Annotated in this window: 20 protein-coding genes; 8 read left to right on the top strand and 12 right to left on the bottom strand. The window is 73.3% G+C overall.

The genetic code is table 11. The features are described from left to right. Window positions 1–21: 21 nt before the first annotated feature. Entirely contained in the window at window positions 22–588 is a 567-nt protein-coding gene (locus tag ACN28G_RS26435; RefSeq protein WP_091432639.1) for a TetR family transcriptional regulator, read from the top strand. A gap of 174 nt (window positions 589–762) precedes the next feature. Here ACN28G_RS26435 and ACN28G_RS26430 read toward each other — a convergent pair whose 3' ends face one another. The 5 genes from ACN28G_RS26430 to ACN28G_RS26410 form a co-directional block, all read right to left on the bottom strand. Next, the gene (locus ACN28G_RS26430) at window positions 763–1,665 is read right to left on the bottom strand and encodes a sulfurtransferase (RefSeq protein WP_091432634.1); all 903 of its coding nucleotides are present in this window, start codon (window positions 1,663–1,665) and stop codon (window positions 763–765) included. A gap of 29 nt (window positions 1,666–1,694) precedes the next feature. Further along, window positions 1,695–2,141, bottom strand: coding sequence for an imidazolonepropionase-like domain-containing protein (locus ACN28G_RS26425; RefSeq protein WP_421480579.1), 447 nt, complete (start codon window positions 2,139–2,141; stop codon window positions 1,695–1,697). Window position 2,142: 1 nt separating this feature from the next. Further along, window positions 2,143–2,910 (bottom strand): SGNH/GDSL hydrolase family protein, encoded by a 768-nt coding sequence (locus ACN28G_RS26420; RefSeq protein ID WP_421480578.1) that lies wholly within the window; start codon window positions 2,908–2,910, stop codon window positions 2,143–2,145. Window positions 2,911–3,066: 156 nt separating this feature from the next. Continuing rightward, the gene (locus ACN28G_RS26415; protein WP_421480577.1) at window positions 3,067–4,221 is read right to left on the bottom strand and encodes a hypothetical protein; all 1,155 of its coding nucleotides are present in this window, start codon (window positions 4,219–4,221) and stop codon (window positions 3,067–3,069) included. After that, window positions 4,218–4,763, bottom strand: a complete 546-nt coding sequence (locus ACN28G_RS26410) for a SigE family RNA polymerase sigma factor (protein ID WP_421480576.1) — start codon at window positions 4,761–4,763, stop codon at window positions 4,218–4,220. The genes ACN28G_RS26415 and ACN28G_RS26410 overlap by 4 nt, the downstream gene beginning before the upstream one ends. A 186-nt stretch (window positions 4,764–4,949) precedes the next feature. On the opposite strand from ACN28G_RS26410, the gene ACN28G_RS26405 reads away from it, so the two are divergent. The 3 genes from ACN28G_RS26405 (at window position 4,950) to ACN28G_RS26395 (ending at window position 6,780) form a co-directional block, all read left to right on the top strand. Beyond that, on the top strand, window positions 4,950–5,375 hold the full coding sequence (locus ACN28G_RS26405; protein WP_091432619.1) for a CBS domain-containing protein: 426 nt from the start codon (window positions 4,950–4,952) through the stop codon (window positions 5,373–5,375). A 175-nt stretch (window positions 5,376–5,550) separates the two neighbouring features. After that, window positions 5,551–5,979, top strand: coding sequence for a SufE family protein (locus ACN28G_RS26400; protein WP_421480575.1), 429 nt, complete (start codon window positions 5,551–5,553; stop codon window positions 5,977–5,979). Between the two features lie 165 nt (window positions 5,980–6,144). Next, window positions 6,145–6,780 carry a DsbA family oxidoreductase gene (locus ACN28G_RS26395; RefSeq protein WP_421480574.1) on the top strand — a complete coding sequence of 212 codons (636 nt, stop codon included), beginning with the start codon at window positions 6,145–6,147 and terminating at the stop codon, window positions 6,778–6,780. 110 nt (window positions 6,781–6,890) lie between these two features. Here the strand turns inward: ACN28G_RS26395 and ACN28G_RS26390 are convergent, their stop codons facing one another. The 5 genes from ACN28G_RS26390 to ACN28G_RS26370 all read right to left on the bottom strand — a co-directional run bounded on the left by ACN28G_RS26390 (window position 6,891) and on the right by ACN28G_RS26370 (window position 10,152). Then, complete coding sequence (locus ACN28G_RS26390) at window positions 6,891–7,436, bottom strand: YbaK/EbsC family protein (protein WP_421480573.1); 546 nt, start codon at window positions 7,434–7,436, stop codon at window positions 6,891–6,893. A gap of 46 nt (window positions 7,437–7,482) precedes the next feature. After that, window positions 7,483–7,677 (bottom strand): hypothetical protein, encoded by a 195-nt coding sequence (locus tag ACN28G_RS26385; protein WP_091432607.1) that lies wholly within the window; start codon window positions 7,675–7,677, stop codon window positions 7,483–7,485. A 96-nt stretch (window positions 7,678–7,773) separates the two neighbouring features. Next, complete coding sequence (locus ACN28G_RS26380) at window positions 7,774–8,415, bottom strand: GAP family protein (RefSeq protein ID WP_091432605.1); 642 nt, start codon at window positions 8,413–8,415, stop codon at window positions 7,774–7,776. A 42-nt stretch (window positions 8,416–8,457) separates the two neighbouring features. Then, entirely contained in the window at window positions 8,458–9,849 is a 1,392-nt protein-coding gene (locus tag ACN28G_RS26375; protein WP_421480572.1) for an MFS transporter, read from the bottom strand. Window positions 9,850–9,897: 48 nt separating this feature from the next. Next, on the bottom strand, window positions 9,898–10,152 hold the full coding sequence (locus ACN28G_RS26370; protein ID WP_421480981.1) for a hypothetical protein: 255 nt from the start codon (window positions 10,150–10,152) through the stop codon (window positions 9,898–9,900). Between the two features lie 268 nt (window positions 10,153–10,420). Here ACN28G_RS26370 and ACN28G_RS26365 point away from each other — a divergent pair, with 268 nt between their 5' ends. Continuing rightward, window positions 10,421–15,058, top strand: coding sequence for an HAD-IC family P-type ATPase (locus ACN28G_RS26365; protein WP_421480571.1), 4,638 nt, complete (start codon window positions 10,421–10,423; stop codon window positions 15,056–15,058). Between the two features lie 38 nt (window positions 15,059–15,096). Here the strand turns inward: ACN28G_RS26365 and ACN28G_RS26360 are convergent, their stop codons facing one another. Then, a complete protein-coding gene (locus ACN28G_RS26360) occupies window positions 15,097–15,747 on the bottom strand; it encodes a response regulator (RefSeq protein ID WP_091432602.1) in 651 nt (216 codons plus the stop codon). Between the two features lie 234 nt (window positions 15,748–15,981). Between ACN28G_RS26360 and ACN28G_RS26355 the strand changes: the two genes are divergently transcribed. The 3 genes from ACN28G_RS26355 to ACN28G_RS26345 all read left to right on the top strand — a co-directional run bounded on the left by ACN28G_RS26355 (window position 15,982) and on the right by ACN28G_RS26345 (window position 20,185). Then, window positions 15,982–17,562, top strand: coding sequence for a sensor histidine kinase (locus ACN28G_RS26355; RefSeq protein WP_421480980.1), 1,581 nt, complete (start codon window positions 15,982–15,984; stop codon window positions 17,560–17,562). Window positions 17,563–17,708: 146 nt separating this feature from the next. Beyond that, window positions 17,709–18,101 (top strand): RDD family protein, encoded by a 393-nt coding sequence (locus ACN28G_RS26350; protein ID WP_091432598.1) that lies wholly within the window; start codon window positions 17,709–17,711, stop codon window positions 18,099–18,101. Window positions 18,102–18,292: 191 nt separating this feature from the next. Then, window positions 18,293–20,185: a protein kinase domain-containing protein gene (locus ACN28G_RS26345; RefSeq protein ID WP_421480570.1), complete on the top strand. Its 1,893-nt coding sequence runs from the start codon at window positions 18,293–18,295 to the stop codon at window positions 20,183–20,185. Here ACN28G_RS26345 and ACN28G_RS26340 read toward each other — a convergent pair. Then, on the bottom strand, window positions 20,137–21,447 hold the full coding sequence (locus tag ACN28G_RS26340) for a hypothetical protein (protein WP_421480569.1): 1,311 nt from the start codon (window positions 21,445–21,447) through the stop codon (window positions 20,137–20,139). The two genes, ACN28G_RS26345 and ACN28G_RS26340, sit on opposite strands and share 49 nt — an antisense overlap. Window positions 21,448–21,481: the final 34 nt, after the last annotated feature.

Raw genomic sequence — 21,481 nt, 5'->3', positions numbered from 1 at the left:
TGTTGGCCTACGGTTGTTGGCATGAGCACGACGCGCCGATCCGACGCCACCCGTGCGGCGATCCTGCGGGCCGCACGGGAACGCTTCGCCGCCGACGGCTACGAACGAGCCACCATCCGGGCCATCGCCGCCGACGCGAAGATCGACCCCTCGATGGTGATGCGCTACTACGGCAGCAAGGAGGGGCTCTTCGCGGCGGCGGCCGAGTTCGACCTGCGGTTGCCGGACCTGACCGACGTACCCCCTGAACGCCTCGGCGAGACCCTGGTGACGCACTTCTTCCGGCGCTGGGAGTCCGACGGCACGATGGCCGCCCTGCTCCGGGCCGGCACCACCAACCCGGGCGCGGCGGAACGGATGCGCGGCATCTGCACCGACCAGTTGGGCGCGGCGATCGCCCCGGTCGTCCCGGACCCGGCGGAACTGCCCCGCCGGGCCGGCCTGGTGGCCAGCCAGATCCTCGGCCTGGCGCTGACCCGGTACGTGCTGCGACTGCCACCGGTGGCCGACGCCGACCCGGCCGAACTCGTCGCCTGGGTGGCCCCCACCATCCAGCGCTACCTCCGCAACCCCACCCCCAAGGTGTAAGGAAGGGCCCCTTGTTAACGCATACGGTAGAGAAGGGCTCCCTTCTCACCCGCGCGCGTTAACAAGGGGCCCTTCCAAACAGCGAGGCGCCCAACAGCGAGGCGCCCAAACAGTGAGGCGCCCATCAGTGAGGCCCAAACGGTGAGGCCCGAACGGCGAGGCCGAGCAGCGCTGTCAGCCGGCGAGGCCGCCCGGCTGGTCGCCCCGCACCACCGGTGCCCGGACCAGGTTGCCCCATTCGGTCCACGAGCCGTCGTAGTTGCGTACCTGCGGATAGCCGAGCAGGTGCCGCAGGACGAACCAGGTGTGGCTGGAGCGCTCACCGATCCTGCAGTAGGCCACCACGTCGTCGTCCGGGCTCAACCCGAGCTGGTCGGCGTAGATGGCGCGCAGCTCGTCGGCGGACTTGAAGGTGCCGTCCTCGTTCGCCGCCGACTTCCACGGCTTGCTCACCGCGCCCGGAATGTGCCCGCCGCGCAGCGCCCCCTCCTGCGGGTAGTCCGGCATGTGCAGCATCTCGCCGGTGTACTCGCCCGGCGAGCGGACGTCGACCAACGGCCGTCCCGCCGCGACGTGCGCCATCACCTGCTCCCGGTACGCCCGGATCGGCGCGTCGTTGCGGGTGGGCACCGGGTACTCGGCCCGTGGCCTGGTCACCCGTTCCCGGGTCAGCTCACGGCCCTCGGCCACCCACTTCTGCCGGCCGCCGTCGAGCAGCCGGACGTCGGCGTGGCCGAAGAGCGAGAAGACCCAGAGCGCGTACGCCGCCCACCAGTTGAAGTTGTCGCCGTAGAAGACCACCGTGTCGTCCCGCCCGATGCCCTTGGCAGCGCACAGCTCGGCGAAGCTCTCCGCGTCCAGGTAGTCCCGAGTGACCTGGTCGTTCAACTCGGTGTGCCAGTCCACCTTGACGGCACCCGGAAGGTGCCCGGTGTCGTAGAGCAGCACGTCCTCGTCGGACTCCACCACGACGAGACCCGCCTCGCCCAGGTGCTCGGCCAGCCACTCGGTGGTGACCAGGCGCTGCGGGTCGGCGTACGACTGAAGGCGCGGGTTCGGATCGTTCGGCACAGACATGAAATCCAACCTACGCCGATCCCGGCCGCTCAGGTGGCCCGGTGCACCAGCCGACCGGCGAGCACGGTGGCCCGGCAGACCCCGTCGGGGCCGAAGACCGCCAGGTCGGCCCGGCCACCGACGGTGAGCACCCGGGGGGCACCCGTCTCGGGCACCGCGAGGCGGCTGCGCAGCGCCACCGCCCGCAGCTCGGGGTCGGTCAGCCAGGCCGCCGGCACCGCGCTCACCCCCATCCGGAACAGGGCGTGCACCCGCTCGCGCGGCGTCGAGGCGGCCGGCAGTGGTCCGTCGTGCACCAGCGCCGGCCCCAGCACGCCGGCCCACCGCCGCACCCGCACCCCCGGGTACGCGCCGAGCAGCTCGTCGGCCGGACCGATCGCCTCGACCCGCTCCCCGCCGACCAGCACCGCCGACCCGGGCCGGGCACTCCCGTCGGGGCCGAGCCGCAGCGCGTCGGCGACGTGCAGGGTACGCATGTCAGTCGGCCAACGGGCCGAGCAGCGGACGCTTGGCGGTCACGGTGTCGCCGGAGGAGCGCCCGGTCAGCCGCCGCTTCACCCACGGGGCGAGATGGCGACCGGCCCAGCGCAGGTCGGCGGCGCGGGCCGCCAGCCACGGCGACGGGTGCGGGTGCGGCGGAACCAGCAGCCACTCCTCGTCGCAGCCGACCCCGAGCGCGGTCAGCACCTGTCCGGCCACCCGCCGGTGCCCGGCCGGCGACAGGTGCAGCCGGTCGGTACTCCAGAGCATCGGATTGAGGAACGTGTCGTCGGCGAAGAGGTCGACCATGATCGCCCCGTGTCGTTCGGCGGTCTCACCGACAGCCTGGTTGAGCAGCTTGACCCGGGGTGCGACCAGCCGCTGCCCCGGTAGGCGGGCCATCAGGTCGGCGAACCGGAAGACCACCACGTCCGCACCGCCGGAGCGCAGCCGGCCGATCACCCGGTCGTAGCGCGCCACCAGGGACTGCGAGTCGAAGTTGCGGCGCAGCACGTCGTTGCCGCCAGCGGCGAAACTGATCAGGTCCGGCTTCATCGCCACCGCGACCGGCACCTGCTCGGCCACCACGTTCAGGAAGAGCCGCCCCCGGATGGCGAGGTTCGCGTACCGGAACTCCGGCCCGACCTCGGCGGCCAGCCGGGTCGCCACCAGATCCGCCCACCCCCGGTAACTGCCGTCCGGGTAGGCGTCGTCCATTCCCTCGGTGAAACTGTCCCCGACCGCCACGAAACTGCGCCAGCCCACCAAAAACCTCCGCTCCGCAGGTAAGGAAGGGCCCCCTGTTAACGCATACGGTAGAGAAGGGTCCCCTCCTTACATCGGACAGGGTCGCGCGGGGCGGACGGCGGCTGATCGGCAACCGTCTGCCCGGCGGCACCCTCCCGGGACCGTACTGCCGGATCATCGGGTGACGGAGATGACCCGCAGGCCGTTCAGCTCGACCGGCTCCCGAACCTCGTCGAGTTTCCGGCCGTCGGCACCGATCAGCACCAGGACGGTGGCACTGCCGGCGGAGACCCGCGCCACCAGGGTGCCATCAGCCTGGAAGTACGCCTGGCGCAGCGGCCGACCGTCCAGCGGCAGGTCGATCTGGGCACCGGTCCGGGTGTCCAGCACCACGATCGGCCCCGGATCGTCGGAGGCGGTCGTCTCCCGCTGCCGGACGTGGAGGGCGACCATTCGGCCGTCCGGCGCGATGCTGGTCAGTCCCCACGTCTCGTGCTTCTCGCCCGCCCCCAGTCCAGGTACGGTCCGGCGGGTTCCGTTGGCCGGCTCGGTGACGAACGCCCGACCGTCTGCGAAGCCGGTGTACGCCAACACCCGGCCGTTCGCCGACCAGAGCGGAAAGCAACCTTCGCGTGGCGCGTCACCGCTGAGTTTCGCCCGGGGAAGCTCCAAGAAACGGGTCCGGTACTCCCTGCTGTCACCGCTCTGCTGCTGCTTACTGTCGACAGCCAAGGCGATGCCAAGGCGCCGGGAGTCCGGTAGCCACGCTGGCACCCAGCACGAGCCGTCGATGCTACTGGCCACCACGATTCGTGCCGGGTCGGCAAGGTCAGACCGGAAGAGCAACCCTTCCTGCTCCACCCAGACGACCCGCTGGCCGTCCGGAGAGACGGCCACGGTGTTCAAGGCGGTCTGCACCGGCAGATCGAGCAGTTCGTCGGGGGCCGTTCCGGGCCGCCACGACGACAGCGGCACCGACGCCATGGGGCCGTCGTTCCCCTCGGTCGACGGTGGCAGGTAGAAGAGTCGGCCGAACGTCGGATTCTCCGTTTCGACGCCACCGGCCTCCGGTACCGGCCACGCCTGCCCAGGAAGCTGCCGGGGGTTCGGCAGGGTAGCGGCGATCGGGGGCGGGTCGGTGTGCTGCCGAGGGTTCGCCAGCAGGGCCCCGGCTGAGCCGCCGAGCAGTATCAGGGTGGCGGCCGAGCCGGCTACCGTACGCCGGATACCGAGGCGACGGGAACTGCGCAGGGTCCGGTCCCGAAGGTCGACCGGAAGCGCCTCGTCGGCCAGTTCCGTCAACGCGTACCGAAGCCGGTCGTTGCTCATCGAAGAACCTCTTCCAGAGAACACGGGTCAACTTCCGGGACAATCGGGTCGGCGAGGTCCGGGGCGACGACCCGTAGTTTCGCCAGCGCCTTCGCCGTTTGGCTCTTCACCGTGCCGATGGTCACGCCGAGCACGTCGGCAGCCTCGGCCTCGGAGCGGTCCTCGAAGAAACGCAGGACGAGCACCGCCCGCTGCCGGGCGGTGAGCTTGCTCAACGCGTCGTGGAGGGTGAGGCGCAGGTTTGTCTGCTGGGCGTGGTCAGGAGCGGCGCCACGCGGCTCCGGCAGGTCACCCGGCATCGACTCGGCCAACCGTCGACGACGCCACCAGGAGACCTGCAGGTGGTACATCGTCTTCCGGGTGTACGCCTCGAAGTTGCCGGAGCGCCCCACCCGGTGCCAGGCCCGGTGGGTACGGGCCAGCGCGGACTGGACGAGATCCTCGGCGAGGTGCTGGTCCCCGGTGAGCAGGTAGGCCGACCGCAGCAACGCAGGGGTGCGGCTGCGGACGAAGTCGTCGAACTCCGTTGGTTGGAAGTCCACCCGGGCTGGCCCTTCGGTGGGAAGGTGCGGGACGCTGTCGCTACTCCAGACGCCATGTTCCCGGTTGTGGGTTGCCGACCTGACCGATGCGTTCCGCGTCGCTGCGGCTGCGGGCGGCCGGGGGTGTAGCGATCACGTGACGGGGTAACTCCCTCGGATCGGGATTCCTGCGCTTCGGAGGCTCTTATGACCGGTTACCGGGTCAGCGACGTCATGACCAGACAGGTCGTCTACCTACCCGCCGAAACCACTCTGGACGAGGCTGCCAGGGTGATGAAGGAGGCGGACATCGGAGACGTCGTGGTCACCGAGGGTGCCACTCTCGCCGGCCTGGTCACCGACCGGGACATCGTGGTGCGATCGGTGGCCGAGTGCAGTGATCCGAGAGTCACCACGATCGGGTCGATCACCACCCGGGAGGTGGTGATGATCGAGCAGAACGCCAGCGCCGGTGAGGCGGCGGCGCTCATGCGCGAGCGGGGCATCCGCCGGGTGCTGGTCTGTGATGCCGAGCGGAAGTTGGTAGGCATCGTCTCCCTCGGCGACCTGGCGATGCAGTTCGACCCCACCTCTGCGCTCAGTGAGATCAGCGAACACGCCCCCAGTACGTGAACCTCGTCGATCCCGTTGGGCAGGCACCCCGCCCGGCAAGACCGGGCAGTCTCCGGCAGCTGGTGACCACCCGCCGACCCGGGGCGGTCACCAGCTCCGACGCAGCAACCCGGGCTGGGCGGAGGCACCGCCCGGCACCCGATACCGGGCCGGCCGTCGGCGGTAGCCTGATCTGATGCCCGAGATGCCCACCAAGCTGGCCGAGATCGTCGACGAGTTCGCCGCCGCACCCCGGGACGTGGTGCTGGAGATGATGCTGGAGTACGCCGACGTCATCCCGCCATTGCCGGCCGAGCTGGCCGACCGGGCCGGGATGGAGCAGGTGCCGGAGTGCCAGACGGCCTTCTTCCTGCGCGCCCAGGTCACCCCGGACGGCACCGTGACCACCTGGTTCGACTGCCCGCCGGAGGCACCGACCACCCGCGCCTTCGCCGGCATCCTCGCCGAGGGGCTGGCCGGGGCGAGCGCCGCCGAGGTGCTCGCGGTGCCGGACGACATGTACCAGCGGATGGGGCTGGCCCAGGCGATCAGCCCGATGCGGGTCCGCGGCGGCACCGCGATTCTCGCCCGGCTCAAGCGCCAGGTCCGCGAGCAGACCGCCTGAGCCTCGGGACCGACAGAGCCGCCGAGCGCAAACCCCCCACCCGGTACGCCGCCTGAGCCTGGGCACCCCGAGCAGAGCCACCGGAGCCCAGGCGCCCGCCGGGCAGACCGCCTGAGCCGAGGCCGGGCGGGAACAGAGCGCCTGAGCAGGGTGTTGCCCACGGGCATGGAGATCGAAATCTACGCGGACGTGGTCTGCCCCTGGTGCTGGATCGGCAAGCGGCGGCTGGAGCAGGCGCTGGCGTCGTACGACGGTACGACCACCATCCGGTACCGACCGTTCCAGCTCGACCCCTCGCCGGTGCCGCGACCGGTGCCCCTGGTCGAGGCCCTGGCTGCCAAGTTCGGCGGCCCGGACCGGATGGAGCAGATGGTCGGTCAGGTCACCCAGGTCGCGGCCGGGGTCGGACTGCGGATGGACTTCGCTCGGGCGATCGCCGCCAACACCTTCGACGCGCACCGGCTGGTCCGGTACGCCGACGGGCAGGGGCACAGCGCCGAGCTGGTCGAGGCGCTCTACCAGGCGCACTTCGCCGACGGGGTGGACATCGGCTCGCGGGAGGCGCTGGCCGGGATCGCCGGCTCGGTCGGTCTGGACGCCACCGCCGCCCGCGCCCACCTGGACTCCACCGCCGGCAGCACCGAGGTCGCCGCCGACCTGGCCGCCGCGCGGGAGCTCGGCGTCACCAGCGTGCCGACCTTCGTCCTGGCCGGAAAGTACGCGGTGACCGGCGCTCAGGAGCCGCAGACCCTGCTCGCCGCCCTGACCGAGGTGGCCCAGCGCGAGTCCGCACCACACTGACCTGCACTCCGGCAATGTTTCACGTGCAACAACATCGACACACGTGATAGACCCGCGAGGGAGATCTTGGAAGAAATGTGCCCCTCCGGGCCGAAATCCTCCAAGAGCTTTCAGCCGCGGGCCAGTCCCTCGACGACCCGCGCCCCGGGCAGCGCGCCGAGTGCCGGACCGGGCAGCGCGATCTTGCTGCGCCGTACGCCGGAACCGATGATCACGTGTCGGGTGGCGATCACCCGGGAGTCCACCAGGATCGGCCACTGCTCCGGCAACCCGATCGGGGTGATCCCGCCGTACTCCATGCCGGTCAGCTCGACCGCGTCGGACATCGGGGCGAAACTGGCCTTGCGCACGTCGAGCGCCCGCCGCACCACGCCGTTGACGTCGGCCCGGGTGGTCGCCAGGACCATGCAGGCGGCGTAGCGGATCTCGCCCTCGCGCTTGCCGGCCACGATCACGCAGTTTGCCGAGGCCGCCAACTCCACCTGGTACGCGGCACAGAACGCGGCCGTGTCGGCCAGCTCCGGATCGATCGGCGCGACCAGTACGTCGTCGACGTCCATCGGCGCGTCGGCGGGCCACTGGCCGAGCGCGGCGGCGACCGGCGCGGCGAGCAGGTCCAGGCGGCTGCGGGCGGGCTCGGTCTTCAGCGTCCCCATCACGACAGCGATCCTCGCACCCACCCCCGACAGGTGAAGCACCAGGTCAGCCGTTGGCGAGGAACTCGTTCTCGCGGATGAAGTTCCGTTCGTGCGCGGTGACCGCCCGGTCCATCCGGTGTGCTTCCGCCCGGCGGGCGTCCAGATCCTCCATGGCGTGCCGGACCGCCACCCGGATCACGCCGTAGAGGAAGACGAAACCGAAGACGTAGAGGATCGCCATCGCCACCAGTGTGAACATGCCGTCACGTTAGGCGGACCGGGAACGCCGCCGGGTCCGGTCGCCGCCGGGGTCCCCCGAACGGGTCAGCCCGCGCCGCCGCCTCGATGTCGGCCGTCAGCGGAGCAGGTCCACCCCGGTGAGAACGATGAAGAAGGCGATGACGATCTCACTGACCAGCCAGGACTGCCGGTTCGCCCAGTCCCGGATGCGGGGCAGTTCCGCTGCGGCGTGCCGGCCGGCCAGCACCAGCGTCAGCAGCGGGATGGCCAGCAGCAGGAGGGTGAGCAGGATGAACGGGAGCAGGTGCCACCACGGCAGGTCGTGCCTGGCGGCGCTGGCCCCCACGGTCACCATGGTGATGTCGTCCGAGGGCATCAGCAGGATCAGCAGCAGCCCGAGTCGGAAGGCGTACCCGGGGCCGGCCTGTTGCAGTTTGCCCATCCACCGGGGCGGGCCGCTGGAGTGTCGTCGGACGAACACGATCACCGCCAGCACGACCAGCAGGGCCAGCACCACCCAGTCGATGACGGTCTCGATCCGCCGATGCCCGCCGCCGTCGTCGTCCACGCTGCCCTTGACCAACCGGAAGACCAGCCAACTCACGGTGACCCCGGTGGTGACGGCCAACGCGGCACCGGCCAGGTAGCCCAGCGACGCCGGGCGCGGCCGGTCGCCCGAGGCGAGGAAGACCGCCGCGACGAGTTGGGTGCCGGCCACCATCACCACGGCCATCGGCAGGAGGGTCAGGAAGTTCATCGTCCCCGATCCTGCCGGCCGGCCGCCCGGCCCGTACGGGTTTCAGCCGGACAGCGCCCCGAGCGGGGGAGCAGTCGGCACCACGACCCGGCCGGCGAGCACCGCACCGAGCGCGCCGCAGCCGACCGCCACGGCGAACATCGCCAGGTACGTCGGTGGGCCGGGGGCGGCACTGGCGGCGAGCAGGGTACCGGTCAGCGCCAGCACGGTCGCGGTGCACAGGTTGTCGGCCAATTGCAGGGAGGAACTGTTGCGGCCCTGCTCACCGGGGGCGGAGAGGCCCAGGGTGAGCACCGACAGCGACGGGAAGGTCAGCCCCATGCCGAGGCCGGCGACGGCCCAGCCGAGGATCCCGATCGCCACCGGCACGGCCGGCAGGACGCCGAGCGCCACCGTCGCCGTACCGGCGGTCAGGCAGGTCAGCCCCAGCCGGGGCAGGGTGGCCGGTGACCGGGGCGGCGACACCCGTCCCTGCAGCCAGGAGCCCAGCGACCAGGAGAGGGCGCCGGTGGTGAGCACCAGACCGGCGGCGGTCGGTGAGAAGCCCCGCTCCCGGGAGAGCATCAGCGGGATCACCACCTCGGCGCTGGCGAAGGCGGCCCCGGCCAGCCCACGCAGGCCGACCACGGTGGGCAGCCCGCGCGCCGCCCGCAGGAATCCGGTCGGCAGCAACCGGGGCGCGGAGCCGGCCAGCCCGACCAGGGCCACCCCGACCAGGACGGCGGCGGGCGCGCCGCGCTGCTGCCCCCCGTAGTGCAGCAGTGCGGCGCTCACCCCCGCCACGCAGGCCCAGGCGATCCGCGCCCGGGCACCCTCCGCCGGGCGGGTCGCGACCTGCGGTGCGAGCCCGCGGAGGCCCGGTTGGACCAGCAGCGCCGCCGGCAGGGCCAGCACCGGCACCGCCAGGAACACCCACCGCCAGCCCAGGTGTTCGACGACCAGTCCGGCCACCGCCGGACCGACCAGTGACGGTACGACCCAGGCCGCCGCGAAGGCGGCGAAGACCTTCGGGCGCAACCGTTGCGGGTACGCCTGCCCGACGATGACGTACAGCGCCACGATGAGCAGGCCGGACCCGAAGCCCTGCACCAGCCGGCCGACCACGAGCTGCCCCATCACCTGGGCGGTCCCGGCGATCAGCAGACCGGCCACGAACCAGCCCACCCCGTGCCACATCGGTGCCCGGGGTCCCCGCGCGTCGCACCAGATGCCGGAGAGCACCATGGCGATCACACCGGAGGCGAACGCGCCACCGAAGGCCAGCCCGTACAGGGGCAGGCCGTCCAGGGCGCGGGCCACGGTCGGCATGGCGGTGCCGACCGCCAGCGCCTCGAAGGCCAGCAGGGAGACCAGCGCGACGCTGCCCACCGTCATCGCCCGTAGCCGCGGGGCGTACAGCCGGTCGTCGGTGTCGACCGACGCTTCGATCACCATGGGGTCGAGCCTGCTCCCTCAACCCCGCTTCAGGTCAACCCGTTTTCGTCAGGCGGTTTCCAGCGCCTCGCCGACTCCCTTGGCCAGGCCGGAGAGGTGCTGGTCGGCCAGGACGTGACCGGCGGTGATGACCAGCGCCAACGGCCACTCGATGACCCCGATGGCGGCGAGCACGCCCACCCCTGCGTAGTAGGCGACCTTGTCCGGTGGTGGCACCGCCACCTCGCCCAGCACCGGCAGCTCCACCCTGCGACTGTATGTCCGGATCATCTCGTGTGCCCCGCTGAGATGCTGCAACACCATGTTCATCACGTCCTCCCGGGTTGCTCGACCATCTCACCGGGATTCCACCGCCGGCCCGGTCCATGCCCGACGGGCGGGCCCGGCTGCACCCGTTCGAAGCGCGGCGACGGCGAAACCGGGCGGCTCGACCGGGCATGACGGACGCTGCGCGGGGAAGGCAGGCCGCCGGGCAAACGGCACGGGAGGGTGACATGGGCCAGGTCAGGGGCTTGGGTAACGGGACCGGTACGACGGTGACCGGCCGGCCGGCGTCCGGCCCCGAGACCAGATGACCTCGCTGGGCCGCCTGGTCGGTCTGCTCCGTCCGCTGGCCGTGGCACCCCCGTTGCCGGTTCCGACCCGGTTGCCCGAGCTGCCGGGCGTACCCCGGGTGGTCGACGGCGCGTCGCGGACCGCCGGTGCCGCCGCGGCCCGGCTGGCCCGCGCGGCCGGTCTGACCAGGCGTCGGGTCTGGTCGGCCGACGGCCGCCACCACATCGAGGTGCACGGGGTCTGCCAGGACGGCGGGGACCGGCTGGCCCGGCAGGTGGAGGCGGCCCTGGCCCGGCTGCCCGGCGTCCGCTGGGCCCGGGTCAACGCCCCGTCGGGCCGGGTGGTGGTCGCCGTCGACCAGCCGGGGCCCCGGCTGCGGGAGCTGATCGCCACCATCGACCGCACCGAACGCCACTGCGACCACGACCCGGACCCGGAGGTGCCCCCACCACATCCTCCGGAGGAGGGCCCGCGTACCGCCCGGACCCTGGGCGCCCTGGTCTCCGACGCGCTCGGGCTGACCATCTCGGCGGCCACCCGGATCCTGCCGTTGACGCCGGTACCCGGTGAGGTCTCCGGGTTGCTCACCGCGATCGACCTGCATCCCCGGCTGCACGAGCTGGCCAGCCGGGGACTGCGCGCCGACCCCCGCGCCGAGGTGCTCTTTCCGCTGGCCGAGGCGGTGGTGCAGGGGTTGACCGGCGGCTGGGCGGGGATCGTGCTCGACGGCGCCCAGCGGGTGGTCCAGTGGGGTGAGGCGCGGGCCCAGCTGCACGCCTGGGAGCAGGCCGAACCCGGCTTGACCGGCACCCCGGACCGGGCCGTCGCGCGGGCTCCCCGATGTGACCGGCCGCGGCCGCGACCCGACGGACCGGCCGAACGGTACGTCAAGCAGGCGCTGGCCGCCGGGACCGTCGCGGGTGCCGCCGCGCTGCCGACCCTCGGTGCCAAGCGGGCCGCCGCGCTGGCCCTGTCCAGCCTGCCCAAGGCCCCCGGCAGTGGCCGCGAGGGGTACGCCGCCCAGCTCGGTGCCCTGCTGGCCCGGCGCGGTGTGATCGCCATGGACCGCAGCGTGCTGCGCGAGCTGGACCGGATCGACACGGTGCTGGTGGACGCCGCGGTCCTCGGTTCGGACCGGGGCAGCCTGGCCGACCTGGCCCCGCTGTCGGGCGTGGAGACCGGTCAGGTGGCGGCGCGGGCCTTCGAGCTGTTCGACCCGGCCACCCCCGACGGGCTGCACCGGGCGGACGGGTGGCGGCTCGGGCCGCTGGACGAGTTGGCGGCCACCGACCCCGGGGACACCGCGCACAGCCGCCAGCTCCGCTCGGACGGCACCCGCCTGCTCGGCCTGGCCCGGGGGGATCGGCTCGCCGCGCTGCTGCGGGTCGAGCCGGAACCCGCACCCGGCGTCGAGGCCCTGCCGACCGCCGCCCGCCAGGCCGGCCTTCGCCTGGTGGTGGCCGCCGACAGCGTCGGCAACGAAAACACCGCCAGCACCGCCGGCACGAACGGCACCGCCGACAGCGCCGGCACGAACGACAGCGTCGGCAGCGCCGGCACGAACGGCACCGCCAGCACCGCCGGCACGAACGGCACCGCCGGCAGCGCCGGCACGAGCGGCAGCGCCGGCACGAGCGGCAGGGCGCGGTACGGCTTCGCCGACGCGGTGTTGCCCGGCGGGCCCCGACTGGCCGAGTCGGTACGCCAACTGCAACGCGACGGTGCGGTGGTGCTGGTGGTCTCCGGTGACCGGGCGGCGCTGGCGGCGGCGGACTGCGGCCTCGGGGTGGCCGGCCCGGACGAGCTGCCACCCTGGGGCGCGCACCTGCTCATCGGCACCGACCTGCGACTCGCGGCGCTGATCGTCGGGGCGGTCGGGGTGGCCCGCCGGATGACCGGACAGAACATCCGGCTGGCCATGGCGGGCACCGGGCTGGGCGCGTTGGGCGCGTTCACCGCGGCGACCGGACAGCTGCCGGGCCGGGCCCTGGCCGCGGTGAACGGCGCGGGGGCGCTGGCGTTCGCGCACGGGGTGTGGCGGGCGCACCAGCTACCCGGCCCGGCCGACACCCCGACCGCGCCGACCACCGCGTGGCACCTGATGCCGGTGTCGACCGCGCTGCGTCGGCTCGGCACCGACCGGGCCGGCCTGAGCGAGGCGGAGGCGGCCCGTCGGCGCACCCGGGACACCGCGGCGCAGGCCGGGCCGGCGGGTCTGCTGCGGGCCTTCGTCGACGAGTTGAACAACCCGCTCACCCCGGTGCTCGCCGCCGGCGCGATCCTGTCCGCCTCGTTCGGTTCGCTTGTGGACGCGGCCCTGGTCGGCGGCGTCGTCGGCGGTACCGCCGTGGTCGGCGCGGTGCACCGGCAGCGGACCGAGCGGTCGTTGGCCGAGCTGCTGTCCCGCTCGGCGGTCACCGCGCGGGTCTGCCGCGACGGCGCGGAGCGGGAGGTGTCGGCCGACGAGTTGGTCGACGGGGACGTGATCGTGCTGGCACCGGGGGACGCGGTGCCAGCCGACTGCCGGGTGCTGGAGTCGGTCGGACTGGAGATCGACGAGTCCTCGCTCACCGGTGAGTCCCTGCCGGTGGGCAAGACCGACCAGCCGGTGGTGGCCTCGGTGGTCGCCGAGCGCCGGTCGATGGTCTACGAGGGCACCACCGTCGCCGCCGGCCACGGTTGCGCGCTGGTCGTCGCCACCGGCACCGACACCGAGGCCGGGCGCAGTCTGGCGCTGGCCCGGCAGGGGGCGCCCAGCGGCGGCGTGGAGGCCCGACTGGGGAAGCTGACCAGCAAGTCCGTCCCGTTGGCCCTCGCCTCGGCGGTGGCGGTCGCCGGGGCGGGGCTGGCTCGGCGCGTACCGCTGGCCGAGACGGCCTCGACCGCCGCGAACCTGGCCGTCGCGTCGGTGCCGGAGGGGTTGCCCTTCATGGTCAGCGCGGCGCAGCTGGCGGCGGCCCGGCGGCTGGCCGAGCACGGCGCGCTGGTCCGCAACCCGCGCACCATCGAGGCGCTCGGCCGGGTCGACGTGCTCTGCTTCGACAAGACCGGCACCCTCACCGAGGGACGGCTGCTGCTCTCCGGGGTCGGCGACGGCGACCGGTACGCCCCGACCGACCAGCTCGATCCGCACCTGCGGACGGTGCTGGCCACCGCGTTGCGCGCCACCCCCGCCGCCGACGACCCGGAGGAGCTGCCCGAGCAGACCGACCGCGCGGTACGTCGCGGAGCCGGCCGGGCGGAGGTTACCGAGCAGACCGGGGCGGCGGCCTGGAAACCGGTGGGGAACCTGCCGTTCGAGCCGTCCCGGGGGTACCACGCGACCACCGGCTCCGGCGACGGTGGAGTGCTGCTCAGCGTGAAGGGTGCACCGGAGACGGTGCTGCCCCGCTGTACCGCCCGGCGGACCCCGTCCGGGGTGGTGCCGCTGGACCAGGCCGGACGGGACCGGATCCACCGCGAGCTGAACCGGCACGCCAGCTCGGGGCAGCGGGTCCTCGCGGTGGCGGAACGCTCCGTCGACGCCGGCCACCTCGACGACTCCGACGTGCGGGAGCTGACCTTCGTCGGCCTGCTCGCCCTCGCCGACGGGGTACGCGCCAGCGCCGCACCGGCGGTGGCCAACATCCGGCGGGCCGGCGTGCACACCATCATGATCACCGGTGACCATCCGGCCACCGCCGCCGCCATCGCCAAGGTGATCAGCCCCGGGGCCGGGCCCCGGGTGGTCACCGCCACCGACCTGGACGCCCTCGACGACGAGGCGGTGGCGAACCGGCTGGCCGACACCGACGTGGTCGCCCGCTGCACGCCTACCCACAAGGTCCGGATCATCCAGGCGCTGCGGTCACACGGCCGCACGGTGGCGATGACCGGGGACGGCGCGAACGACGCGGCGGCGATCCGCCTCGCCGACGTGGGGATCGCGCTCGGGCAGCACGGCACCCCGGCCGCGCGGGCCGCCGCCGACCTGGTGGTCACCGACGACCGGCTGGAGACGATCATCGCCACCCTGGCCGAGGGGCGGGCCATGTGGTCCTCGGTCCGGCACGGGCTGAGCATCCTGGTCGGCGGCAACCTCGGCGAGATCGCGTTCAGCATCGTCAGCGCCGCCGCGACCGGCCGGTCCGCCCTCAACGGCCGGCAACTGCTGCTTGTCAACATGCTCACCGACCTGGCGCCGGCGTTGGCCATCGCGGTCCGGCCACCGAACCCGAAACACAGCGAGGACCTGCTACGGGAGGGCCCGGACACCTCCCTGGGCCGCACCCTGGACCGGGAGATCGCGTTGCGGGCCACCGCCACCGCGCTGGGCGCGACGGCCGGCTGGACGCTGGCCCGGTGGACCGGCACCCGGCGGCGGGCCGGCACGGTCGGGCTGGTCTCCCTGGTCGGCACCCAGCTCGGCCAGACCGTGCTGGCCGGCGGGACCAGCCCCGGCGTCCTGCTGGCCACCGCCGCCTCGGTAGGCGTACTCGTGGTGGTGGTGCAGACCCCGGGGCTGAGTCAGTTCTTCGGTTGCACCCCGCTCGGCCCGGTCGGCTGGAGCATCGCCACCGGCTCGGCGGTCGGCGCGACCATGGCCAACGGGGCGCTCACCCGGCTGGTCGAGCGGCTGCCGCAGCCGCCCGGCGCGGCGGGGACACCGGGCTGAGTCAGCCTGGCCAGGCCGGCGCGGCGCACCGGGCTGAGTCAGCCGGCCAGGCCGGCGCGGTGCACCAGCAACGCGGCCTGTACCCGGTTCTCGCACTCCAGCTTGGTGAGGATCCGGCTGACGTGCGTCTTGACGGTCCCCTCGGTGATCCACAACCGCTCACCGATGGCCACGTTGGACAGCCCCTGGGCGACCAGCACGATCACCTCGCGCTCGCGCTCGCTCAACACGGCGAGTTTGTCGCCGGCATCGGGCGTGCGGGAGGCGGGCAACCGGTCGAGAATCTGCCGGGTGATCGCCGGGGTCAGGAACGCCTCCCCGGCCGCGGTCACCCGGACGGCGCGTTCCAGCTCGTCGACGGCCGAGTCCTTCAGCAGGAAACCGGCGGCACCACCGGAGAGGGCCTCCGTGACGTACCCGGACTCACCGAACGTGGTCAACATGAGCACCGCCGAGGCGGGTGCCAGGGTACGGATCTCGCGCAGCGCGGCGAGGCCGGTCAGCACCGGCATCTGGATGTCGAGGAGCACGACGTGCGGCCGTAGCCGGACGGTCAGCTCGACGGCCTCCCGCCCGTTCGCGGCCTCCCCGACGATGTCGACGTCCACCAGCGGCTTGAGGATCAGTCCGATGCCCGCGCGGACGAGCCGGTCGTCGTCCGCGATCAGTACCCGGATGGGTTCGGCCATGGCCAGACTGTAGGTGATCTCCCCCGCGGGGCGGGACCGGTGTCCACTGCACGGCGCGGGCAGGCGGCGAAACCCACGCGACGCGGCGTGCGACGAAAGTCGTACCGGCCGTGGGTGCGGATACCTCCGGCGTCGGTGTGCCGTCGGCGGAAGGTCTGTGAGGCTGGGGCACGGCATTCCGGGTCACCACCCCGGATGCCGTCCTCTTCGGACCTTCGATCGAATGGGTTGACTGTGACGTTCGGCATCCGCCCGGTCGGGGCGCTGCGCCTGACCTACGAGGTCGTACTGGCCCTCGCGTTCTGTGCCCTGGCCCCGATTGCTCCGCTCGTCTACGACAGCGGACCGCTCCCCGCGCCGGTGGCGGCGGTTCTCGCGACCGTCACCGCCGCCGTCGTCGTACCGCTGCGTCTGGTGCGTCCGTTGACCGCCCTGCTCTGTGCCGCAACGGTAGGTGTGGTCGTCGGGGACGGTGGCGGGCTGCTGGTGGTGATGCTCTGCTTCTCGGCGGGGTACCGCCTGCGGCACCTCGGCCGCAGTCTGCTGGCGCTGCTGCTGGTGGCGTGTTGCTGGGTCGCCACCGCCGTGCAACTGAACGTGGTCGGTGACCTCGTCGACCTGGTGTTGACCGCTGCCTTCTTCGTCCCCACGCACCTGGTGCCGGCGCTGGTGGGTTGGGCGGTCGGCCGACGTCGCCGGGTGGTCGGCGCGATGCACTGGCGCAACGTGCAACTGCACAGCCAGCAGGTGGCGGTGGCCCGGCAGGCCCGGACCCGGGAACGCAACCGGATCGCCCGGGACCTGCACGACTCCCTGGGTCATCGACTCACCCTGATCTCGTTGTACGCCGGCACGTTGCCCGCGGCCACCGGCGCCCAGCGGGACGAGCACGTGGCGTTGCTGCGCTCCACCGCCACCGACGCGATGGCCGACCTGCGGCAGATCCTCGGCGTCCTCGGCCAGGAGGAGGACGGCGAGGAGGTGGGCGTCGCCCAGCCACTGGACAGTCTGGACGCCCTGGCGGACTCGGCCCGGTCGACCGGAGCGACGTTCTCCCTGACCCGCAGCGGCACCTCCCGTCCGCTGCCGCCGTTGATCGAGCACGCCGCGTACCGGGTGGTCCAGGAGGGGGTGACCAACGCGCTGCGGCACGCCCGGGGTGGCCCGATCGACGTGGCGCTGCGCTACGAGCCGGACACCCTCGTCGTCGAGGTGGTCAACGGGCCGGGGGCCAGTCATCCCGGGCCGACCTCGGGGCAGGGCCTGCTCGGACTCGGCGAGCGGGTCCGCCTCGCCGGCGGCGTGCTCCACCACGGTACGACCACCGGCACCGGGTTCCGGCTCGCCGCGATGCTGCCGTACCGGGTCCTGGCCACGGAGAGCACGGCCGACCCGCATCCCGGCCCCGCCGCCGTACCCGGGATGGACGCTGCGGGTGACTTCGACCTGCTGGTCCGGCGGTCGGCGCACCGCTCCCGGATCGCGTTGATCACGTTGACGGTCGCGATCACCGCCGTCCTCGGCTGCTGTGGCGCGGCCGTTTTCTTCGTCGCCACCGCACCGCCGACCACGGTGGCCGCCGACCAGTTCGCGGCGGTCCGGATCGGGCAACCCGAGACCGACGTCCGCCAGGTGTTGCCCCCGCCGGCGCACGCGGTCGACGACGAGACCACCGAGCCGCCGCCGCCCGCAGCCACCTGCGTCACCTACCTGGCCCCCCTGTCCGAACAGGTCCGGGCCGGTGAACAGGTAGTGCTCTACCGGTTCTGCTTCCGCGCCGGCGCGCTTGTGGAGAAGCGGGAGCTGCGCGAGTGACGACCTGCGACTTTCGCGTACGCCCCGTCCTCGAAGGCACCATCCGGCGGCGGTACGGATCCATCCCGTCGCCGACGCGCTGACCAGGGACGCGCTGACAGGCTTCTCCCATCACCGCTCAGCCAGTTCACTCAAGGGGAGTCACCATGAAGTTCTCGGGTTGGTTCGTCCGCGCCGGCGCGTACCTCGTCGATTTCCTGATCGCCGCACCGTTCTTCCTCGTCGCGGGGCTGCTGGGCGAGCCCGCCAACCCCGTCCTCTACTACTCCCTGGCGGCCGCCGGCAGTGCCGTCTGGGCGTACAACCGGTGGTGGCTGGCCGGCCGCACCGGGCAGAGCTGGGGCCGCCGGCTGGTCGGGATCCAGCTGCTGGGTGCCGGGAGCAAGCGCCCGGCCGGGCCGGTGCGGGCCGCCGTCCGGGACCTGGCGCACGGGCTGGACGGCCTCGTCTTCTTCGTCGGATACCTGTTTCCGCTCTTCACGGCCAAGCGTCAGACCATCGCGGACATGGTGACCCGGACCGTCGTCACCGCCCGCTGAGACCCGTCGTCGCTGGCCGGTCCGGGACACCCCGGACCGGCCAGCGACCTTCGGGTCCGGTCGAACGCGTTTCTCCGCGGACCGGACCGGGTACAGGTGACGTCAACCCAGGCGGCCCGGCTCATCCCAAGGCGCGGTCGCCGAGGCGATCACCCCGGGTCGTCTCGACCGACTCACCTGGGAGGAGCCGGATGCAACTGCTGGGAGGCCGCTACCAGCTCGTCGAGCCAGTCGGCGAAGGCGGCATGGCGGTCGTCTGGCGGGCCTACGACCGGGTGCTGCGCCGGACCGTCGCGGTCAAGCTGCTCGTCCCGCGCCTCGCCGCCGACCAGCGCTTCCGCGACCGGGTACGCCAGGAGGCGTACGCGGCTGCCCAGCTCAACCATCCGCACATCGCCGGCGTGTACGACTACGGCGAGACCCGGCACGGCCGGCACCGTCGGGTGCCGTACCTGGTGCTGGAGTTCGTCGACGGGGGCACCCTCGCCGACCGGCTGCGGGACTCGGGCCCCCTGGACTGGGCCGATACCGTCCGGATCGGCATGGACGTGGCCGCCGCCCTGGCCGCCGCGCACGTCGCGGGCCTGGTGCACCGGGACGTCAAGCCCGGCAACGTGATGCTCTCCGAGACCGGGGTCAAGGTGGTGGATCTCGGCATCGCCGAGTCCATCGGTCAGCCCGCCGGTGGTGGCACCGGCGAGGTGCTGGGCACCCCGCGCTACATGGCCCCCGAACAGGCCCGCGGGGAGGTCGCGGTCTCCGGCAGTGACCTGTACGCCTTCGGCCTGCTGCTCATCGAGTGCCTGACCGGTCGGCCACCGGCGCACGGATCGACCCCGACGGAGCTGATCCGGCAACGCCAGGCGGGCATCGGGCCGGAGTTGCCCACCGTGCCGGGGCTACCCGAGCCGGTCGCCGAGCTGTGCCGCCGCTGCCTCGCCCCGGATCCGGCCGACCGGCCGAGCGCCGTCGAGGCGTTCGAGATCCTGGCCGAGGCCGCCGGCCCCCGACCACTCACCACCGTGACCGGCGCGGCCATGGCCGGGCCGGGGGCCGACCGGGCGCCGGCCGTACCGGGAGCCAACCGGGACCCGGCCGTACCGGGAGCCGACCGGGACCCGGTCGCTCCGCGTCGGCGGGCGCGCGCCGTGACCAACCGGTCGAGTCGGGAGCGGACCGCCGCCGCGACGCCACCCCGGCAGGGCCGCACCGGTCGGTCACTGCGCCGGCCGATGTTGCTCGGAGCCGCACCGGCGGCCGTCCTGCTGGCCATCCTCGGTACCCAACTACCCGGCCTGGGCTCGATCGACGACCCGACGGAGGGCACCCGGGCCGAGGCCGCCCCGGCGGTGCCCGCCGCCGGTTGCGCCACCCGGTACACCGCCCAGCACGACCTGGACGGCACCTTCGTCGCCGGGCTGACCGTCACCAACTCCGGCGGGGTGACCCTGTCGGGCTGGCAGCTCGTCTTCTCCGTGCCCGACGGTCAGCGGATGGTGGACAGCGCCGACGACGTCCAGCTCAGCCAGGAGCAGCAGAGCGTGACGGTACGTGCCGCACACCGGCTCGCCCCGGGCCAGACCACCACCCTGTCGCTGCGGGGCACCCACGACGTCACCGACGGTGGGGCACCCCGGGAGTTCAGCCTCAACGGCACCCCCTGCGCACGGGCCTTCGCCACGGTGACCTCGGCATCGGGCACCACCGAGTCGACGCCGGGCGGCAGCGGTGACACCAGCGGGATCGGCGCGGCCGACGGCCAGCCGTCCGACGAGCGCCCGCAGCCGGACCGGACCGTCAGGACCAGCCCGTTGCCGATCCCGACCGGCTCGACGAGCCCGCCCGACGACGACGGGTCGACCGAGCCGGAGCCGATCGTCCCCAGCCCATCGGCCCCGACCGGTACCCCCTCGCCGGAGCCGACCGACTCACCCGACCCGCCGCGGCCGACCGCCTCGCCGGAGCCCGACGAGGACGACGGCACCCCGCCCAGCAGCCCGCCCGTCAGCCGGGACGCCACCACGCCGGAGCAGGCTCAGTCCTGGTCCTCCGCCGGGGGATCGGTGAGCACGCCGTTGAGGTAGAGCGACTCGCGGCAGGTGGTGGCGCGGGGGGCGTTGGCCGGCTGACCGGGCCGGCGGCAGACCACCGTCAGGGTCACCCGCCCCCGCTCGGGCACCCGGATCGGGGTCACCGAGTGGTAGTCCTGGTTGCGGAAGTTCTCCAGCGCGTAGGTGACCACCCGGACGCCGTTCGCGGTGACCGTCAGGGTGCCCTCGTCGCCCTGCACGTTGTCCACCAGGAAGTCGGTGAGCAGGAAGGTCCGGCCCTCCGGCACGGTCCAACTGCGCTCCGCCGAGCCGTTCGGGCTGGTCCGGAAGGTGATGGCGGCGGCGAACTGTTCACCGCCGAGGGCGCCACCGGGGCCACCCACCCCACCCGGGCCGGTGCCGCCGGGGGGCGTACCGGTGCCCGGCTCACCGGCACCCGGCTCACCGCCGCCCGGTGCCGACGGGGACGCGGCCGGCGGGACCGGTTCGGCCGACGGGGTCTGCTCCGCCTGGGCGACCCGTTCCGCCTCGACCGCCTCCCGGGCCGCCGACTCCACCTGCGGGCGCAGCAGCCCGAACCAGAGCGCCAGCAACGCCAGCAGCAGGGCCAGCAGGGCGGCGAGCAGCTTCAACAACCCCGCCGAGATGACCGGGCGCTGCACGAAGGTGGCGTCCAGGTTCACCGCTCGCCCGGCACCGGGGCGCAGCTCGACGGCGAACGGGTACTCCTTCGGCTCGCCCCACCAGAGCAGCCGGCGGGCGCGTACCCGCAGGCGGGTCTCGGCGCGGGTGCCGTTGGGCACCGCGACGGCATCGGCGGGCAGCGCGAAGGCCACCTGGTCGGTGCCCTCGGCGACCGCGAAGGCCACCTCCTCGGTGACGTTGCCGAGGTTGTCGGTGTCGATCCGGTACCGGGCCCCCCGCAGGCCGCTGCGCGACGGCGGCTGCACCTGTGCGGCCAGCTCGGAGAAGGGCTCGACGGTGAGGACGCCCTCCTCCACCACCGCGGAGTCCGGGTACTCGGAGGGGACCACCCGCACGCCGAAGGTCCGGTCACCGGCGTCCACCCGGGACGAACGGGGCGGCCGGAACGTCACCACGACGCCGTCCGAGCCCGCCGGATAGATGGTGAGCGTCGGTGGCTCCACCGTCACCCACTCGGCCGGCACCCCCAGAACCTCGATCTGGTACGCCTCGACCGTGTCACCGGCGTTGCGCACGGTGACCGGCACCTCGGCCTCCCCACCGGGGGCGACGCTCACGGAGGTGCTGGCCAGATTCGCCGATGCCCGCATCTGCCCGAGCGTAGGTACGGTTCCCGCCCCTGCC

Origin of the sequence: Micromonospora sp. WMMA1923, assembly GCF_049179195.1 — a bacterium.
GTDB classification, from domain to species: Bacteria; Actinomycetota; Actinomycetes; order Mycobacteriales; family Micromonosporaceae; genus Micromonospora; species Micromonospora yangpuensis.
Note: the sequence above shows the minus strand (reverse complement) of the source record. Positions and strands in the feature narration are given on the sequence as shown.

Excerpts from the sequence above, each read along its gene's own strand:
- ACN28G_RS26435 (WP_091432639.1), top strand. The coding sequence starts at position 22 with ATGAGCACGACGCGCCGATCCGACGCCACCCGTGCGGCGATCCTGCGG.
- ACN28G_RS26430 (WP_091432634.1), bottom strand. The coding sequence starts at position 1,665 with ATGTCTGTGCCGAACGATCCGAACCCGCGCCTTCAGTCGTACGCCGAC.
- ACN28G_RS26425 (WP_421480579.1), bottom strand. The coding sequence starts at position 2,141 with ATGCGTACCCTGCACGTCGCCGACGCGCTGCGGCTCGGCCCCGACGGG.
- ACN28G_RS26415 (WP_421480577.1), bottom strand. The coding sequence starts at position 4,221 with ATGAGCAACGACCGGCTTCGGTACGCGTTGACGGAACTGGCCGACGAG.
- ACN28G_RS26405 (WP_091432619.1), top strand. The coding sequence starts at position 4,950 with ATGACCGGTTACCGGGTCAGCGACGTCATGACCAGACAGGTCGTCTAC.
- ACN28G_RS26400 (WP_421480575.1), top strand. The coding sequence starts at position 5,551 with ATGCCCGAGATGCCCACCAAGCTGGCCGAGATCGTCGACGAGTTCGCC.
- ACN28G_RS26395 (WP_421480574.1), top strand. The coding sequence starts at position 6,145 with ATGGAGATCGAAATCTACGCGGACGTGGTCTGCCCCTGGTGCTGGATC.
- ACN28G_RS26390 (WP_421480573.1), bottom strand. The coding sequence starts at position 7,436 with ATGGGGACGCTGAAGACCGAGCCCGCCCGCAGCCGCCTGGACCTGCTC.
- ACN28G_RS26385 (WP_091432607.1), bottom strand. The coding sequence starts at position 7,677 with ATGTTCACACTGGTGGCGATGGCGATCCTCTACGTCTTCGGTTTCGTC.
- ACN28G_RS26380 (WP_091432605.1), bottom strand. The coding sequence starts at position 8,415 with ATGAACTTCCTGACCCTCCTGCCGATGGCCGTGGTGATGGTGGCCGGC.
- ACN28G_RS26375 (WP_421480572.1), bottom strand. The coding sequence starts at position 9,849 with ATGGTGATCGAAGCGTCGGTCGACACCGACGACCGGCTGTACGCCCCG.
- ACN28G_RS26370 (WP_421480981.1), bottom strand. The coding sequence starts at position 10,152 with ATGGTGTTGCAGCATCTCAGCGGGGCACACGAGATGATCCGGACATAC.
- ACN28G_RS26365 (WP_421480571.1), top strand. The coding sequence starts at position 10,421 with ATGACCTCGCTGGGCCGCCTGGTCGGTCTGCTCCGTCCGCTGGCCGTG.
- ACN28G_RS26360 (WP_091432602.1), bottom strand. The coding sequence starts at position 15,747 with ATGGCCGAACCCATCCGGGTACTGATCGCGGACGACGACCGGCTCGTC.
- ACN28G_RS26350 (WP_091432598.1), top strand. The coding sequence starts at position 17,709 with ATGAAGTTCTCGGGTTGGTTCGTCCGCGCCGGCGCGTACCTCGTCGAT.
- ACN28G_RS26345 (WP_421480570.1), top strand. The coding sequence starts at position 18,293 with ATGCAACTGCTGGGAGGCCGCTACCAGCTCGTCGAGCCAGTCGGCGAA.
- ACN28G_RS26340 (WP_421480569.1), bottom strand. The coding sequence starts at position 21,447 with ATGCGGGCATCGGCGAATCTGGCCAGCACCTCCGTGAGCGTCGCCCCC.